The 17,139-nt window shown below is 38.4% G+C and carries 13 protein-coding genes; 6 read left to right on the top strand and 7 right to left on the bottom strand.

Annotation, left to right across the window (positions count from 1 at the left end; genetic code table 11):
- Positions 1-68: 68 nt before the first annotated feature.
- The 3 genes from MM214_RS08090 to kdsB are packed head-to-tail and all read left to right on the top strand — an operon-like array spanning position 69 to position 4,104.
- Positions 69-881 carry a polysaccharide biosynthesis/export family protein gene (locus MM214_RS08090; RefSeq protein ID WP_241294185.1) on the top strand — a complete coding sequence of 271 codons (813 nt, stop codon included), beginning with the start codon at positions 69-71 and terminating at the stop codon, positions 879-881.
- Between the two features lie 4 nt (positions 882-885).
- Positions 886-3,345 carry a GumC family protein gene (locus tag MM214_RS08085; RefSeq protein WP_241294183.1) on the top strand — a complete coding sequence of 820 codons (2,460 nt, stop codon included), beginning with the start codon at positions 886-888 and terminating at the stop codon, positions 3,343-3,345.
- Positions 3,346-3,366: 21 nt separating this feature from the next.
- Entirely contained in the window at positions 3,367-4,104 is a 738-nt protein-coding gene (kdsB, locus tag MM214_RS08080) for a 3-deoxy-manno-octulosonate cytidylyltransferase (RefSeq protein ID WP_241294181.1), read from the top strand.
- Positions 4,105-4,166: 62 nt separating this feature from the next.
- Here the strand turns inward: kdsB and MM214_RS08075 are convergent, their stop codons facing one another.
- Together MM214_RS08075 and MM214_RS08070 are read right to left on the bottom strand one after the other, a co-directional pair.
- Positions 4,167-4,991 carry an ABC transporter permease gene (locus tag MM214_RS08075; RefSeq protein ID WP_241294179.1) on the bottom strand — a complete coding sequence of 275 codons (825 nt, stop codon included), beginning with the start codon at positions 4,989-4,991 and terminating at the stop codon, positions 4,167-4,169.
- Between the two features lie 89 nt (positions 4,992-5,080).
- Complete coding sequence (locus MM214_RS08070; protein WP_241294176.1) at positions 5,081-6,061, bottom strand: polysaccharide deacetylase family protein; 981 nt, start codon at positions 6,059-6,061, stop codon at positions 5,081-5,083.
- Between the two features lie 263 nt (positions 6,062-6,324).
- Here MM214_RS08070 and MM214_RS08065 point away from each other — a divergent pair, with 263 nt between their 5' ends.
- From MM214_RS08065 to MM214_RS08055, 3 genes are all read left to right on the top strand, one after another.
- Complete coding sequence (locus MM214_RS08065) at positions 6,325-7,254, top strand: poly(ethylene terephthalate) hydrolase family protein (RefSeq protein WP_241294174.1); 930 nt, start codon at positions 6,325-6,327, stop codon at positions 7,252-7,254.
- A 129-nt stretch (positions 7,255-7,383) separates the two neighbouring features.
- On the top strand, positions 7,384-8,535 hold the full coding sequence (locus tag MM214_RS08060) for a glycosyltransferase (protein WP_241294172.1): 1,152 nt from the start codon (positions 7,384-7,386) through the stop codon (positions 8,533-8,535).
- Positions 8,536-8,561: 26 nt separating this feature from the next.
- Entirely contained in the window at positions 8,562-10,160 is a 1,599-nt protein-coding gene (locus MM214_RS08055) for an ArnT family glycosyltransferase (RefSeq protein ID WP_241294169.1), read from the top strand.
- A gap of 68 nt (positions 10,161-10,228) precedes the next feature.
- On the opposite strand, the gene MM214_RS19020 is transcribed toward MM214_RS08055, so the two are convergent.
- From MM214_RS19020 to MM214_RS08035, 5 genes are all read right to left on the bottom strand, one after another.
- On the bottom strand, positions 10,229-10,360 hold the full coding sequence (locus MM214_RS19020; protein WP_262916600.1) for a hypothetical protein: 132 nt from the start codon (positions 10,358-10,360) through the stop codon (positions 10,229-10,231).
- A 431-nt stretch (positions 10,361-10,791) separates the two neighbouring features.
- The gene (locus MM214_RS08050; RefSeq protein WP_241294167.1) at positions 10,792-11,760 is read right to left on the bottom strand and encodes a hypothetical protein; all 969 of its coding nucleotides are present in this window, start codon (positions 11,758-11,760) and stop codon (positions 10,792-10,794) included.
- Between the two features lie 86 nt (positions 11,761-11,846).
- A complete protein-coding gene (locus tag MM214_RS08045; protein WP_241294165.1) occupies positions 11,847-13,202 on the bottom strand; it encodes a hypothetical protein in 1,356 nt (451 codons plus the stop codon).
- A 30-nt stretch (positions 13,203-13,232) separates the two neighbouring features.
- Positions 13,233-16,019, bottom strand: a complete 2,787-nt coding sequence (locus MM214_RS08040) for a TonB-dependent receptor (protein ID WP_241294163.1) — start codon at positions 16,017-16,019, stop codon at positions 13,233-13,235.
- A gap of 115 nt (positions 16,020-16,134) precedes the next feature.
- On the bottom strand, positions 16,135-17,076 hold the full coding sequence (locus tag MM214_RS08035) for a leucine-rich repeat domain-containing protein (protein ID WP_241294161.1): 942 nt from the start codon (positions 17,074-17,076) through the stop codon (positions 16,135-16,137).
- Positions 17,077-17,139: the final 63 nt, after the last annotated feature.

The following is a 17,139-nucleotide window of genomic DNA, read 5'->3' as shown; positions in this document are numbered from 1 at the left end:
TTGTATGGCATCCTTGATCCTAATCATATTTTTCTATATTTGATTCTTCGAAAACTTGGAATCGATACATGAAGCATTCATTACTGATTTGCCTGACCATCCTAATGGCAAGTTCTTGCATCAGCAATAAAAGAATAACTTATTTACAAAACCTACCTGGAAACCCAGAGATAAATTTGGATGAATTCATACCTTATGCTGAAGTTCAATACAAATATATTCTACAGCCATTTGACATAGTAGATATTGACTTCGCTAGTGCGAGTCCAGAATTGACTGAAGTTTTTGAATTCCAAGGATCCAGAAATATCCGAGGTGGAATGATGGGTGGAGCGGGCAATGGTGACCTTTTCTTTTTCACTGGATATTCCTTAGATGAATCAGGAAATGTAGAACTTCCCAAACTTGGAAAAATCAAAATCAGTGGAATGACTGAAGAAGAAGCAAAAAATTCGATCCAACATGCTATCAATGCATACTTTAAAGAAGAAGTCTATGTAAAGCTTAGAATGGCGGGGATTAGGTACACTACTTTGGGAGAGTTTGGCTCATCAAGTACAAAGGTAATTTTACGCAATAGGGCAACAATATTTGACGCCTTAGCAGCATCTGGAGAATCAAATATACTAGCGAAAAGAAATAGATTGTTTATCATTCGACAATATGATGGAGGGACAAAAATCCATCAAATCAACCTAAATGATCGTTCACTTTTGGCTTCTCCCTTTTTCTTTATTCAAAACAACGACATACTATATTTAGAACCAATGAAAATTAGGCAATTTGGAAATGCTGATAATTTGGCTTCTAGCTTGCAGTTGTTTGGTACTTTTCTAGCATCGGGATTATTACTTTTTGGATTGTTAAGAGGAAATTTCTGATACTATGGAAAAAATTGACTTTAGCCAACTAGATGGTGAAGAAAAATCACTTGAATTAAAGTACCTTATAGCAAGATATCTTAGGTATTGGCCCTGGTACGTACTTTTTATTATCCTACTTGTCATTGGTACTTACTTTTTTCATCGATACACGGTGAATCAATATATGGTTTCAGGCACTTTAGTGATAAGGCACAATAGTAAGCCCGAAACAAGAATTCTAGATAGGTCTGCAATCTTCTCTAGTCAATACAACTTAGACAATGATATCTTAATGCTTTCTTCAAAGAACCTTGCAAGAGAAGCATTGGCCAAATTGCATTTTGACGTCACCTATTTTGCAAAGACCAATATCAAAACTATAGAACTCTACAATAGTAGCCCTATACGACTAGCGGTAGATTGGAGCCACATGCAAGTCCAACAGGTCCCTATGCAAGTTGAGATTTTAAGTGAAAAGACTTTCAGAATCCTGCATGAATCTACCAACATTTTAGATATCAATTCAGGTCAAAATCAACCTGATCAACAGCTAATTGATAGAATATTTGAATTTGGACAAGAAATAGAAACAAGCAAGTCCAAGTTCACCATACATCTTGTGAACCCATCAAGAGTTGGTGAGACAATAATTTTTGAACTAAAAAGCCCAACCTACCTCGAAGAAAAATTGTCTAAAGAAATCAGCATTCACTTGGTGAACAGTGCCGCATCCGTGCTAGAGATCCGAATGACCACTACGATTATAGAAAAGGGCAAAGATTACATCAATGCATTGATGGAATCCTATCTAGAGTATGAGTTGAAAGAAAAAAATAGAATTTCTGAAAACACACTCATCTTCATTGAGGATCAATTAAATCTATTGGAGGATTCGTTGAAGCAGAAAGAAAGAGAACTCCAAGACTTTAAAGTAAGCAACAGAATGGTCAATGTGACCGCGGAGTTTTCAGAAATACTTGGTCGAATCAATCAGCTTGACGATGACGCCAAAGCTTTAGATTTGGAATTGGCCTATTTCAACGCTATCAAACAATACATGGTTGACAAGACGAAGGATTATAGTCAAGTAATTGCTCCATCAGTGATCGGTATTCCAGATCCATTATTGAATGGGTTAATCCAAACTTTGGTCACTTTGTCTCAAGAAAGGAGAAAACTTCTAGCATCAGTAAACGAAAATCACCCGGAAGTTTCCAAAATTGATGTACAAATGGAAAAAGTGAGAGAAACGCTTTTTGAAAATGTAATCAATCTCATAGAAAATACTGAAAAGAAAAAAGCACTTCTTTCTCAAAACATAAGAAATTACGACAAGAGATTTGAAACCTTGCCAGAGTCAGAATCCAAATATACCAGTATATTTAGGGAATATAGGTTAAGGGAAAACCTATATACTTACCTACTAGAGAAACAAGCAGAAGCAGGAATCGCCAAAGCTTCGAATGTATCTGAGAATGCAATATTGGATTATGCAAAGCAAGGAAAATTGGTCTTTCCAAAAAAAGAAAGCAATTACCTGATGGCTATTGGACTTGGATTTCTATTGCCTTTTGGGTTCTTTTTGATCAGAGATATGCTTGACAATAGAATTCGCGATCAAAGAGATCTAAAGAAAAATTTCATGATACCTCAATTAGCAATCATTGGTCTAAGTGAGAAGAAAACGAACATGGTCGTCTTAGAACACCCAAAATCATCTGTCTCTGAATCATTTAGATCCCTTAGATCTGCCATCAATTACCTAGCAACAGAGAAATCCTCAAAAAAAATCTTGGTAACTTCCAGCGTGTCAGGTGAAGGAAAGACATTCACTTCCTTAAACCTAGCCTCTATCATGGCACTTGGCGGCAAAAAAACTGTCGTAGTAGGTGCTGACTTGAGAAGACCAAAATTGGCCTCTTACTTCAATCATAAAGTCAAAACAGGGCTATCAAATTTTCTCATCGGTGAACATGCTGCTGAGGAAATAATCATTCCCACAGGCCATGACAATCTATTTTTTGTTCCTTCGGGAATAATCCCTCCTAATCCCGCTGAACTTTTACAAACACAGAAACTCAAAGATTTCCTATTCTACCTGGAGGAACACTTTGAAATAGTGATATTTGATACGCCCCCTTTGGGCTTGGTCTCAGAGACAGTGGACTTAATGAGACTATTTGATATCAATCTGTACGTAGTCAGACAAAATTACACCCTAAAGAATCACCTTGTCATGATCAATGACCTCTTTAATAACAAGCAGGTCAATAATGTATATGGTATCTTCAATGGAATAGTAGATGCTGGCTACTATTATGAAGGTTACAATTACGGATATGGGAATACCTATCTCTATTCTCAAAACAATAAGTACATTTACAATTATTTTGAAGACGAAGAAAAACAGATGAATATCAAGAAAAAGAAATCTTCGTTTACCTTATTTTGGAATAGATTCATCGAATCTTTCCGCAAATAGCTGGTCATTCATACTTTCAATATGAAAAAATTAAAAACAACAGCCCTAATCCCTGCTAGGTATGCTTCTACCAGACTTCCTGCGAAATTGGTCCAAGACTTGGCCGGAAAATCAGTCATTCAACAAACCTTTTTGAGTGCAAAAAACACAGGGCTTTTTGATCAAATTATCGTGGCTACAGATCACGAAGAAATTGCCGAACAAATCAAAGCTGTAGGCGGTGAAGTCTTTAGGAGTCAACATAGTCATGAAAGTGGCTCTGATAGAATCGCTGAGGCTGCTCAAAGTATCGAAACGGATTTGATTATCAATATTCAAGGTGATGAACCACTTTTGGACAAAGATACTTTGTCAAGGCTGATCGAAGCATTCAGAGATGATAGTGTTCAAATGGCCTCTGTAATGTTCAAAATTCCTGCATGGGAGGCTGAAAATCCAAACGCTGTAAAGGTCGTCGTGGATGAAAACTTAAATGCCCTATATTTCAGCAGGCATGCTATTCCTTTCAATCGAGAAAAAGAAGTTGAGCTGAGCTACTGGAAGCACGTAGGTATCTATGCCTATCGAAAAGAACTTCTGATGCAATTCACCAAATGGCCAAAGTCCGCATTGGAGCAAGCCGAAATGCTAGAACAATTACGTGTCTTAGAACATGGCGTAAAAATCAGAATGGTCGCTACCACTCACCAAGCCATTGCCATTGATACCGCTGAAGACTTGATAAATGCCAGAGAGAGATTCGAGAAGACAAACAAATAAAATTAAATAGAGATCTATTCGCTTAGGAGATTGATCCAAATTCAAACTCCTAGGTGTTGACTCTAAGCTACATCTGCAAAGATCCTCTCCATCCTGCGGAAATATAGCGTTCCATAAAAGAAAAACAACACCGATACTATACTCCCAGGCCATATCCATTCCCATGGCATTGCTCTGTCTAAGAAGGCAGCCCGAAACCCTTCAATCACCCCTACCATAGGGTTTAAAACATAAATTAATTGATATTTCTCTGGCACAGCAGTAGTGCTATAGACAACAGGTGCCGCATAAAGTAGAATTTGTACCAAGAAGGTCAATGCATGCTTAACATCTCTATATTTGACAGCCAATGCGGATAAGAACATCCCTATTCCCAAAGAAGACATCAATAGTTGAAGAATCAAAACTGGGAGAAAGAGTAAGCCCCACCCTGGACTTACTTTAAAATAGATAAGCAAACCAATCACAACAACAAATGCAATGATAAAGTCTAAAAGTTTGGACAGGATGGAAGAAAGTGGTAATACCATCCTCGGGAAATAAACTTTGGTAATCATGTTGGCATTTTGAATCAAACTATTGGCTGACTCTGTCAACGTCCCTGAAAAATAATTCCATGGCCAAAGCGCCAAGTAGGAGAAAAGCAAGTATGGTATACCGTCAGAATCTACTTTTGCAAGATTTCCAAATACTACTGTGAACACTATTGTGGTGAACAATGGCTGAATTATCGCCCAAGACACTCCTAGAATAGATTGTGCATATCGAGCTTTGATACCTCTCAAAGTCAGAAAGTAAAGCAAATCTTTATACCTCCACAACTCTTTCAAGTCTACCAATTGCCAGCCTGAACTTGGTGCTATGATTTTTACTTTTTCCGATTCCAATTTTATGCTTTTCTTATACCTTATCAGTTCTGGGTGAGTGCTTTGATTAAGTAAGGATTTTTTCCTATTTCAATTTGTCTGCAAAATAGCTATTCCCGGTGAATATCAGCTAGGCTTTGCATCGAAAAACTTTCCATACCAAAGTTTTCTTTCAGCATAGTAAAGTGATCCAAAATCTCTTCTAGCTCTTTCATAGATTGCAATGGATCATTTCCAAAGTTGTGTGGATGCCACCAAAGGTGATAGACTTCTTGGTGTTTTGCAGCATAAGTCATTTCATTTTTGATGCGAATTAGCTTGAGTCTATTTGGCCACTTCCACTGATCATGATATGGCCTCAACAGTCTAGAAGCTGGGATTTGAATCATTGCAGAAGGGCTACTTGCTAGCTTGGAATCGTCAAAAGTCTTCCTAGATCCCACTTGCACAAAACAGTCTGCTGTCCTGAACACTTTTTTCGCAAATGTCTCTCGATAAGTCTCTTGCCAATACCAATCTGTAGGATTGGATCTGTATTGCTCAAAACCCTCTTCTTGACAAATCTTCAAGTAATCTAGGTTTATTTGATTTCGGGGAAAAACGAGTGATTTCATCCTTAGCTGGAATTTGTCAAATGCAATCCTTTTCGCAGCCTGAAGATCACTTCTCCATTGATCAGCATGCTGTCCAGGTTCACCAACATAGTAATGCCCAAAAGTATGGCTACCAACCTCTTGATGTGGTGTTTTCAAAATGATTTGTATCAATTCAGGCGCAAAATTCCACAGAGGATTTAAACCAAATCGATCTACCCATTGATATGGAGAAAGGTTAGGATTATGGTAATTAGGTAGATTTTTTGGGATATAAGCTCTCCACTCCTCCTCACTTTCAGCAAACAGCATACCTACAGTAGCCCAAGTAGCTGCAACTTGATGTGACTCAAAAGTTCTTAGAATTTGCGGAATCACCTTTCTTGTATTTGAAAAATAGGTCGGATTGACCTTACCTCCTACTTTATCAAAAGTTCCCCATAGGAGTTCAAAGTCTAAAGAGATAATAAATTTCCCACAATTTCTAAAATCAGTCATATCACAAATATATCAAGTATAGTTGATACTCCTTTTTTTTCTTAACTTTAGAAATTGTCTTTATCCGCTACTAATTCTTTACCCGAATACATAAACCCTAAAACAGCGGAGAATCTTTTTCAAATCAAGGAAAAAGTATAATTATCACTTTCTGAATTACTTGTTTATCATTTAGTGTGGTGCGATAAGCTGTTTGATACAACTTGGTTCAGCTCATTAGATAATCTTGATCAATTTCAATTAACCTATAAACCAAAATAACAATGAAACCAAAGCACACTAAAGAACAAATTTCTTTTCAAACTTATCAGTACAAGCATTTTATCTTTACAATTATCCTAATAATGAGCTCGTTTGTAGGATATGCTCAAGAAAGAGCCTCAAGAATTGTCGAAAATGGAGGGAATGGTCCGCACAGCGCCATCATGGAGCAAGATCCTTCCCTACTCACACACACGATTTTCAGACCTCAAGACCTTAATGAATTTGGCTCTACCAAAAAGCTTCCAATCATTGCTTGGGGTAATGGTGCCTGTGCAAACTCTCCTTGGGAACATGTAAACTTCTTGAATGAAGTGGCATCTCATGGATTTTTGGTGATAGCCATTGGGCCCATGCCTGAAGAGGGTGAAAAAGGCTCTGGCAGATCTTCTTCATCTCAAATGATTGATGCTATCGATTGGGCTATCGCCATCAACGAGGATCAAAACAGTCCCTTATTCGGAAAAATTGATACTTCCAAAATCGCTGTCAGTGGTATGTCTTGTGGTGGTTTACAAACTTTGGAATCTGCTCCAGACCCAAGAGTAACTACAGCAGTAGTGTGCAACAGTGGTATACTTCCAAGCCCAGGAAATGGTATGCCGGGTATGCCAAGTCTAAGCAAAGATCAACTCGAAAAGCTGCACACACCTACCCTATACCTACTAGGAGGTGAATCTGACATAGCCTATAACAATGGCATGGATGATTTCAAAAGAATCAATCATGTCCCAGTTTTCGTTGGCAATATGGATGTAGGACATGGAGGTACTTATGGTCAGCCAAATGGAGGTGAATATGCTCGTGTCGCCACTGCCTGGTACAAGTGGCAGCTGATGGGTGATCAAGAAGCAGGCAAAATGTTCACTGGAAACCCAAGTGGCTTATCTCAATCCAAAGAATGGACCGTGGATAAAAAGAACATGGATTAATTTGTGAAATAAGAAGATAAAGCTACCCTTTTGAGTTGTGGAAAAAAAAGTTATAAACCCTAACATTTTTCTATATTCAAAAGGGTTTTACTTTGCTGGGACATTTAGACAAATGGAGTATCTTGCACCATGCAAAAAAAGCTCAAGATTTTACATATCATAAAATCTCTTGGACGAGGAGGCGCAGAAAAGTTAATCGCTGAAACTTCCAGAATCCACAATAGAGAGATATTTGAGATTCATTGCATTTACTTTCATCAAAGACCTAATCATGTCATTGAAGAATTGAATTCATGTGGTGTACATGTCACCTACTTTCAAGCTGGTAATTTTGGTTTGGTGAATCAAGTCAAAAGGGTCAAGAAGTTCATCAAATCCCAAGAAATTGACCTAATACATGCTCATCTTCCCTGGGCTGGTATCCTTGCGAGATTGGCTGGAAATCGAAATGGCATCCCCATCATATACACAGAGCACAATGTCTGGCACAGGTACAATAAGCTCACCTACCTTCTAAACCGATTGACCTATGGCATGCAAGACCTTGTTATTGCTGTATCTGATGAAGTAGCACATGCGATTAAGCCATTTGAGTCATTATTTTTTAAAAATAAAAATCCAAAAATAATCACCCTTCAAAATGCCGTAGATACGACGTTTTTTACCAAAAACATCGAACTCGGTAATCAAATAAAAAATTCTCTATCTATTCCGAATACAGCTTTTGTGGTTGGAAATGTGGCTGTGTTCAGAAAACAAAAGCGACTTGATATCTGGATCAAAGAAGCTACAAAGATCTGGAAAAAACTCCCCAACACCCATTTTATTTTAGTCGGAGATGGTCCATTACTTCCCGTGATCCAATCAATGGTCAATGAATCACCAGCTGCCAAGAATTTTCACCTAGTTGGAATTCAGCATGATGTACTTCCATATCTAAGTGCTATGGACTTGTTTATGATCAGTTCAGCCTTTGAGGGACTTCCTATTGCCATGCTGGAGGCGATGTCCTGCAATATCCCAATAGTATCTTGCCAAGCTGGAGGGATTGGCGAAGTAGTAGAGCCTGGCAAAGAAGGGTTCCTATGCACTGTAGAAAATCATGATAAGCTATCTACACTTTGTCTTCAAGCGCTCCAAGATCCAAGTACGCTGGTGTTGATGGGAAAAAATGCACGGAAAAAAGTACAGGAAAACTTCTCACTTGACAAGTTTGTCTCTCAGCTGGAGACCATATACCAGAGTACAGTCCAATCCACAAAAAAAACTGCTGAAGAATAACAAAAACAATTCTTCATAAAATCAAAATGAAAGCATCTTCAAATTCATTTCAAAATCCCATTTTCAATGCTTTACCTATTTGGACAGGAGTGATATTCTTGGTGTCTGTGTGGTACTTGGGCTATGATGGCATTACATTCAGTGATGATGTGTATTACTTGCTCAAAGGGAAAGAATTTTGGAATGGTGAAAATGTCCTAAGCGATCATCACTTTTCTAGCCGATTGGGTTCATACATTATCTCTGGCTTCTTCACCTACCTTTTTTATTTTGATGATCATATTGGGAGCATTGCCTCTCTTTTATCCTACATCTTAGGACTACTACTAATTACACGCCTGATCAAAACTCCTGAGGATCAATTATGGACAGTTGCTTTCTTTTCCACACAGGTATTTTTTATGCATTTCATTCATAAAAATTATCCTGACAGCATCTTGATTGGATGGATTTCTATGATCCTTTTCGCTTCATGTATACGCCATCAAAAGCCTGTGATCGCAGCCTTTTTGATGAGTTTAGCATTTTTTGGAGCTATGTTGACCAAAGAGACCATCGTTTACTTGTTTCCATTTCCATTGGCTTTGTATTTCTTAGAGAGAAAGACCAAAGACAGGCATAAGTTTTATTTATGGCTTTTGATTTTCGCAACGGTTACTATGGTCATTTATTTAGGCTTTTACTGGTTCAAATTTGGAAATGCGCTCTATAGAATTCAGAACATACAAGATGGACACTATATTTCTGAATATTCCTTTGCCGATAAAAACTGGAAAGTGATGCTTTGGAGAGTTACCTTTTGGCCTTTCGTTTCCTTTGTTGAAAGAGGATATTGGCTGTGGATTGTCTTGGCTGTTCCTGCAATCATCTCTGGTGTCAGGCACAAAACTAAAATCAGTTTTGAATTTGGATTAGCTGCCATTTGCTTGTTTGCTGGATTTTGGTGGATGAGCACCAGTCTCCAATTTTACAATCCAATACATCTCAATCCCAGACACCTGATCATTCTAATCCCTGTTCTTGCTCCATTGATTGGAATTGGCTCTGGTAGTTGGCTGCATGATAGCAAAACCCGAATTTGGGTATCATTAGCCATCCTAGTTGGAGCGATAGTAGCTTTGGCTGTAGGCGATTGGAAACAGATGACTTATCTTGGATTGCTTTCTGGTCTATTGTTGCTCAAGCCAATCATCAGACGAGAACTATTCAAAATAACATTGATTCTGATGCTTGTGATCCCGGTAGTTTTAAGTATTGGATATCAGAAAAAATTAAAAAACTATGCACATCTCGTATCAGCACTCCATGATCACGTAGAAGCCAATGAATTGGTCGTGGTCAATAATTTCGTGGATTTCAGTAAGGAGGTTTTGCTCCCCAATCAAGGTCAGTATCAAGCCAAACTTTTCCCAATAGAAGACCTAGAGGGATTTGAATCACTGAGCCCAGACACTTTTACTTTGTTCATATACAACTACTACATCCATGCCTACCCCAAAGAAATTCCAGATGTCGAACTTTTCTTTGAACTTTGTGAATCCCTAGACTATGAAATCACTTCCGAAGTTCAAGACGATTGGTTGAGGATTATACGTTTTGAGAAAAGGAGGATGGATGAAGGGTGAAGGGGGAATTTGATATATGCTAAAGCGATATAAAGTTGATATATACCTTCGGCGAATATAGGCTTGCTTTATGAAGTTTCTCGTCTCTCGTCTCTCGTTTCTCGCTTTGTCTCGTCTCTCGTCTCTCGTTTCTCGCTTCGTTCCTCGTTCTTGATTCTTGGTTCTTGGTTCTTAGAAATTAGAAGGAGGAAGGATGACATTTTTGATATATGCTAATGCGATATAAAGTTGATATATGCCTCTACCTATGGGTAGACAGGTGCGGCGATATAGGCATGCTTTATGAGGTTTTCTAGTTTCTCGTCTCTCGTTTCTCGCTTCGTTCCTCGTTCTTGATTCTTGGTTCTTGGTTCTTAGAAATTAGAAGGAGGAAGGATGACATTTTGATATATGCTAAAGCGATATACAGTTGATATATGCCTCTACCTATGGGTAGACAGGTGCGGCGATATAGGCATGCTTTATGAGGTTTTCTAGTTTCTCGTCTCTCGTTTCTCGTTTCTCGCTTCGTTTCTGGTTCTTATTTCTTGATTCTTGTTTCTTGATTCTTGATTCTGTCTCGATTCTCGCTTCTCATCTCTCGCTTCCCTGTCTAATTATTAAATCACCGAACAGAAAACTAAAACACTTTCTATTCTTCCAACCTATGATAAAAATAGAGGATAGGAACTATGGCATTGCTAAACTCACTCAAGGTATAATATGATTTTTCGGCATCAAAGCATATTGCTTCTCCTTGAGGTTCAGTAGGATTATAAGGGGCTATCTGAGGGGTTTTTGTAAACATATCAACCATGTTTTCATCCCCAGTTCTCGTCCAATGGAGAATAAAATCATACGTTTTGATCAACATCTCATTTCCATCTAAAGAGATATTACCTCCTACCGCTCTAGTAAATGGAAATTCACCAACTTTCACTGCTTCAATCTGCTCATTTGTATTTTGCGGATAAGGCAGAACATAGATGATAGAATGAAAATCTCTCTTCGTAACTAAAAACAAATCCTTTGTCCATGGATCAAGAAGTAATGTTTCTACATCATGTTTTGTATTGCCGGGGTATTGGAATGTAATAGTTTCAATCTCATCCCGCGAAATGGTATACTCACTTGTTCCATTAACAAAAGTAGGCTCTTTAAAACGATAGATTTTATAATCTCTATAAACTCTGTCGTTGTCACCTACTTCACCCAAGTAAATATAATTAGCACCTTCCTCTGGCCCAGGGCCTATTTCTATGTCTTCCCAATCTCTATTAAAAACTCCATCTAACTTGAATTTGGCAGCAGTTTCTCCAGTTTGGATATTTAGCAAGTATATCTCATTCTGATTTCCTTTATCCTCATGAGTCCATAGAAAACCTTCATTTTCAATACTAATCACAATTCCAGAAGCTTCTATCAAGTCTGACTCTCCTCTAGCCTCAGCAGTTTCAGGGAACCTATTTGACCTTACTAGACCTAATGAAGTACTGTAATCAAGTTCAAAAGGAATGTGTGACTCCCAGAAGTCTTGAATAGTATCTGGTGAATCTGATGCTTGATCACAAGAAAATAAAGATAAAAGGCTCAGTAAGGTTATAAATGAACAGGTCTTCATGCTTAAGATGTTATGCTAAGTTTTAAGTTGTTTAAAAAAATGAAAGGAGCCGAACCATTATGATCGACTCCTTTAAGGTTTTGTATTTAATCGGCATTTACCGCACCAAAAAAAGTAGATGGTAGTGGTGTTGTATATGTTTTTCCATTGGCTACATACTCGGAATAGATTGGACTGAAATCAGTCGTTCCGCCTGTTATGGCTGGACTTTCAGGGGACAGTTTGAACATTTCAAACAAGTCATTAACAAACTTTGCATCGCTCATTGCTCTGTAGTTTGCTGGAGTATAACTTCCCACACTATATCCCACAAACATAGGATCATTATCTCCTACTGCGCCAAATATGTCAGAAGTTGGGATGGTAATTCCTTCATATCCTGGAACATTCTGACCAATGATACCATTGATTGGATGAAATCCTTCAACCATTTCTTCATCACTTCCATAGTAAAAATGATTTCCCCACTTCATATTGGCCATATCTGGCTCATCATCTGGTGGAAAAAGACGTAAACCGTATCTACAGTCAGCCACCAAATTATTGAAAGATTCACCACGTGCACCATTTTCATAATTCAGTGATCCACCTCTACCTGCTTGAGATCTTCTCCAGCCTGACCCTACGATGGTATTATTGTAATAATTGTTATTACACTGTGGCTGACGACCTTTTGAGTTAGCTGCCTTCAGGCCATTGGTTGCAATTCCATAAAACACATTGTAACAAAAATCTCCTACCACACCACTTTTAGTGTTGACAGATTCACCACCTGTTTCACCGTTGAAAGCAAACTCACTATATGCAATTAGCGTTTTTGCACCGTTGAGGCGGATAGCATCATCTTTGGTGTAAGCTATTCTAGAATGCCACATGATGAAGTTCCCTTCAGGATTGACCATATATACGGCATATCTTGGTTCTCCTTCATCGATCTCACCTTCTGCAACGATTGATGATCCTGCTTCCGCAGGTGCACCTGCAAACTCTATGGTAGTGTACTCAAACACCATATCTTCTGCAGTATCTGTACCTATTATACCTCCCCAAAATCCTCTAAAGATATTGGAAACAGTACGCTTTTCTTCTTCTACACCTATATATACTGGTTTTTCGGCTGTTCCATAACTGTAGAAACTTCCAGCAACATTGATCTCAGGACTACTTCCTGCTCTTCCAGTACCATCGATAATGAGGTTTGTACCTTCCATAATTGTCAAGGACTCCCCTGCTCTTATGAACACATCACCAGTAACCCAATAATTTTCATCTGGTCCTAAAGTACCACTTACTTCTCCTTCCAATTTGGTAAACCCAGCTGGTACATCATCATCTCCTCCAATGATGTCTCCATCATCATCATTGACAAATGAATTGTCACATGCAGTAAATGCCAAAAGTAGCATTATCAAGCATGGTAAACTAAATCTCAATTTTCTCATATAATTAATCATTTTATTGGTTTTCTATATTTATATTCCATTGATTTTGTATCTCACTCCGAGTCGGAAAGATTGCCAGAAAAAATCCCTCTGGACGATAGTTTGACCAGCTCTATCTTGCAAAGGGAAATCTAGTTGCTCAGTTTTTCTTGGACTTTTGACAAATAGTTCGTAGGGAGTATTGAGCAAGTTGTTTGCCTTTCCAAAAACTACCCAGTTACCTAATTTTTGCTCTATAGAAAAATCAAGCTGCGTAAAAGGTCTTGACCAAATATCAAGGTCTAGCCACGGAGAGACAATCTCTATTCGCTCACCTGTATATACAGCTGACAACTGCAAATCAGTCCCCGTCTGTTGGTTTTTATACAACAAACTTAGGTTACCTATATGATCAGCTTGTCCTTGAAGAGGTCTTGTTTGATTTACCTCTCTTAGAATGAGTTCTGAGCTAGTATCATCAGGATTTTCTCTCACACGCTCACTTTTGGTCGTAGTAAGTGAAGATCTTGTAAAGGTATAGTTTGCCCTAATCCCAATATTGTTAAAGAACTTACTGTAATCCATTTCCAAACCCCAATTGGTAGCCGTACCAGAATTCGTTGGGGTGAGGTTTCTTGGGCCTGTGGTCAGACTGGTCTGTCTGACAAGTAATAATTCAATCGGGTCTTCTATTCTTTTATAAAAAGCGCCAAAAAGAAACTGTTCATTTGCATTTGGAAAATATTCATACCTTATATCAAAGTTATCAGCAATAGCCCTCTGCACATCAGGATTTCCTTTGAATGGGAACTCATCATCCTCATCAGAGATACCATCTACAATTTCAAAATAACCAGGTCTATTGATCGCTTTGTAATATGAACTTCGCAAATTCACATCACTTTTGGGCTTGTATTTTAAGCTAAGATTAGGAAGTACATCTGTATAAATTTGACTCAATTCAGGTAACTCAAACTGATTGGTAGTCCTCGATACATAGCCTTGATTGGTATGCTCTACCCTAGCCCCGGCATTGACATCAAGCTTTCCGAATTCGAGATGCAAAATCCCGTAATATGCACCAATTTGCTCATAAGCATTGTAATTCAATGCATGCCCAAGTGTTCCTGTAGGATTCAAAATTTCCCACTGCACATCTCTGAAATCGTTCCAATCCGGACCTTGTTCTTGAAATGGCGGATTAGGATCAAACCTATACCTGTTGAAGAGCGCTCCTCGCTCCTTGTCTCTTGCCATTCCACCTACTTTAATGTACCCTTTGTAATCATCCAAGAGAGTAGGTTTATATAGCATATTGAGGTGCAAAGTGAAATCCTGATCATAATGCTTTTCCCATCTTCTAGGATTTCTTCTTTCGATGTTTTGAGGCATTTCAACCCCATTTTCTACACCTCCATTTCTTGAAAAAATAGCATTATCAGGTCTATCAAACTCTGCCCTAGAATATACAGCAGACCAGTCTACAAGAAGTCTTTCATCAGCAAGGTTATGTTTACCTTGCAATGTGGCATTCCTAATACCACTGTAAGTCGACCTGATTCTTGTTTGGAAAAGATAAGTTGCATTTACATTGTCTGGAGAGATATCTCTGTCACTAGTGATCATTTCTCTAGACTCAAAATCATTGAGGGTAAAATCCCCATAGTATAAGCTAATGTTGTTACGCTTATTGAACTGGTAATCTATTTTGGAGTGAAGGCCCAACCTAAACTGCTGGATTGAGGTTTTTCTCATTTGGAAACTTGAAAGCGCTGGACGTCCTGTGCCAAGAGGGTCAACATCCACTTTGTACCAATCCCTATCTGCACCTCGAAAGGAATTCTGCACGGACGCACCAACCATCACACCCAGTTTACCTTGCATAAATCTATCCCCGATTGTGATACCTCCAAACAAATCAGGAAGTGGATTGATCGGATTGATGATTAGGTTTCGAGTAGAAAAATCCGACATATTAGCCTCATACCTGGAGCCAAAGCGCTCAGCAGGTGAGAACCTATTCTCGGTAGCACGGTCATAGCTATAAAAAGGTCTATTCATATGAATAGTGTTGTATCCAAGTTGAAAATCTGCATTGACCTCAAACTCTTCTGGAGCACTTTTCATTACGAGATTCACACTACCTCCTATGGCATCCCCCTCCATATCAGGCGACAAACTTTTGGCAACTTCTAGCCGCTCAAGCATTTGTGCAGGAAAAATATCTAGAGGAACATATCGGTTTTTATTGTCTGGAGAGGGTATTTTCACACCATTCACTAAAGTGTAATTGTACCTTTTATCCATTCCTCTGACTATAGCATACTGTGGATCACCGCTAGCATTTCTCTCAATAGAAAGTCCTGATACACGCTGTACTACATTAGCTACTGTAATATCTGGTGATAATTCAATAGACTTGGCTGATACCACATTAATGGTATTGTTTGCCATTTGTTCAAGCTTTCTGGCTTGAGCTTCGGTTCCACGATTGACTGAACCCATGATCACCACCTCGCTTAAAACCTGACTATCTGGATTCATTTTCACTGATTCATAGATAGAGGAATTGGAGACTTCTAATGACTTTTTGTAATTTTTGAATCCAATGAAACTCACTTCCATTTCATAACTACCTTGGCGCACAGTCGACCAAGCATACCTACCATCTACATCTGTGACAGCACTATGGTCTGAGCTCCCATTTTTTAAGGTAACTACAGCTCCTATCAATGGTTGATTGTATTCATCGTACACAGTACCAGCCACTTCTACTTGAGCATGTGCCATATGCACAAGGGTAATCGAAATCAAAAAGAGTGATATAAACTTTTTCACAATCTCTTATTTTGGGCGATTCTATGAATTGCCATATTTACAGCATATTTTTTTGAAATAATAGGCTGATTGATCTTTTGCACGAAACCAATCAGCCTAGTCAGCGTGAACTCGATTAGTTACAATCACTGAAATCTCCAGCAGCTGAAGACCACTCCAACTCGCCCTCTGGAAAATTACCTACCCATGGATAGATTGCGCAAAGATCTGTGATTGCATTATTTTGAATATCCAAAGAAATCTTATTGTCAAACTCTTCAGAAAGTGCTTCGGTGAAAGCACCTGCTTCGAATAATGGAACTAAGGCCATAACAGAAGTGATGCCTGTATTTCTGATATTTGACTCAACCAATTTGGTCTTGTTAGCAAAAATCTCAGCAAAAAGCTCATCTCCAAGTACAGTGTTTCTTAAACTTAGATAATAAAGATTTTCCATTGAAGTGATTAGCTCTGGGTTGGTAATACCATTTCCTCCACCAGCTCTATTCAGGTTCAAAAACTGTAACTGAGTCATGCCCGCTAAAGCAGAAATATCAGACACATCAGTTTCTCTTAAATTGATGTGCGTGAGTGAAATCTTTCCAGCAAGTGCTGAAATGTCAGCAACAGCAGTGTTTTGAAAATCTATGTTTTCGATATTTTCCAAAGGAGCTAGAAAAGACAATGATGTAGGAGTTACAGCATCTCTCATATCCAATACGATCAAGTTTGTCAAACTGGATATAGGAGACAAATCTTCCACTTCTATACTTCTAGCAAGAAGAACCTCCAAATTTTTAGCTTCTTCAATACCACTAAAAGATGTCAATACAGCATTACTGACATTCAATTCAGTCAATTCCATCATTCTAGCTTTTGTCAAAGCTCCAGTGCTTTGGATGTTCAGTTCATCCAGAATGATCTCTAATAGCTCCGAATCCTCAATCACTACTACCTCATCTAGTGGATCTACGGCAGGATCATTTTCATCATCACTACAGCTTGTAAATGTGAATCCTAAGACTGCCAAAGTCATTAGAAAACTGATTGATCTCTTCATTCTTTCAAAATACTTCATAAAGGTTGGTTTTTTTAAACGATGCCTCAAACCTATAAGCTTGATCTAGAAATGCCCAATTGA

The sequence above is a fragment of the Belliella kenyensis genome, assembly GCF_022549675.1.
Classification (GTDB): domain Bacteria; phylum Bacteroidota; class Bacteroidia; order Cytophagales; family Cyclobacteriaceae; genus Belliella; species Belliella kenyensis.
Note: the sequence above shows the minus strand (reverse complement) of the source record. Positions and strands in the feature narration are given on the sequence as shown.

What these genes read in the sequence shown, in the direction of transcription:
- MM214_RS19020 (WP_262916600.1), bottom strand. Translation starts at nt 10,360, where the DNA reads ATGTCATCCTTCCTCCTTCTAATTTCTAAGAACCAAGAACCAAGAATC.
- MM214_RS08065 (WP_241294174.1), top strand. Translation starts at nt 6,325, where the DNA reads ATGAAACCAAAGCACACTAAAGAACAAATTTCTTTTCAAACTTATCAG.
- MM214_RS08085 (WP_241294183.1), top strand. Translation starts at nt 886, where the DNA reads ATGGAAAAAATTGACTTTAGCCAACTAGATGGTGAAGAAAAATCACTT.
- MM214_RS08090 (WP_241294185.1), top strand. Translation starts at nt 69, where the DNA reads ATGAAGCATTCATTACTGATTTGCCTGACCATCCTAATGGCAAGTTCT.
- MM214_RS08035 (WP_241294161.1), bottom strand. Translation starts at nt 17,076, where the DNA reads ATGAAGTATTTTGAAAGAATGAAGAGATCAATCAGTTTTCTAATGACT.
- MM214_RS08055 (WP_241294169.1), top strand. Translation starts at nt 8,562, where the DNA reads ATGAAAGCATCTTCAAATTCATTTCAAAATCCCATTTTCAATGCTTTA.
- MM214_RS08045 (WP_241294165.1), bottom strand. Translation starts at nt 13,202, where the DNA reads ATGAGAAAATTGAGATTTAGTTTACCATGCTTGATAATGCTACTTTTG.
- kdsB (WP_241294181.1), top strand. Translation starts at nt 3,367, where the DNA reads ATGAAAAAATTAAAAACAACAGCCCTAATCCCTGCTAGGTATGCTTCT.
- MM214_RS08060 (WP_241294172.1), top strand. Translation starts at nt 7,384, where the DNA reads ATGCAAAAAAAGCTCAAGATTTTACATATCATAAAATCTCTTGGACGA.
- MM214_RS08070 (WP_241294176.1), bottom strand. Translation starts at nt 6,061, where the DNA reads ATGACTGATTTTAGAAATTGTGGGAAATTTATTATCTCTTTAGACTTT.
- MM214_RS08050 (WP_241294167.1), bottom strand. Translation starts at nt 11,760, where the DNA reads ATGAAGACCTGTTCATTTATAACCTTACTGAGCCTTTTATCTTTATTT.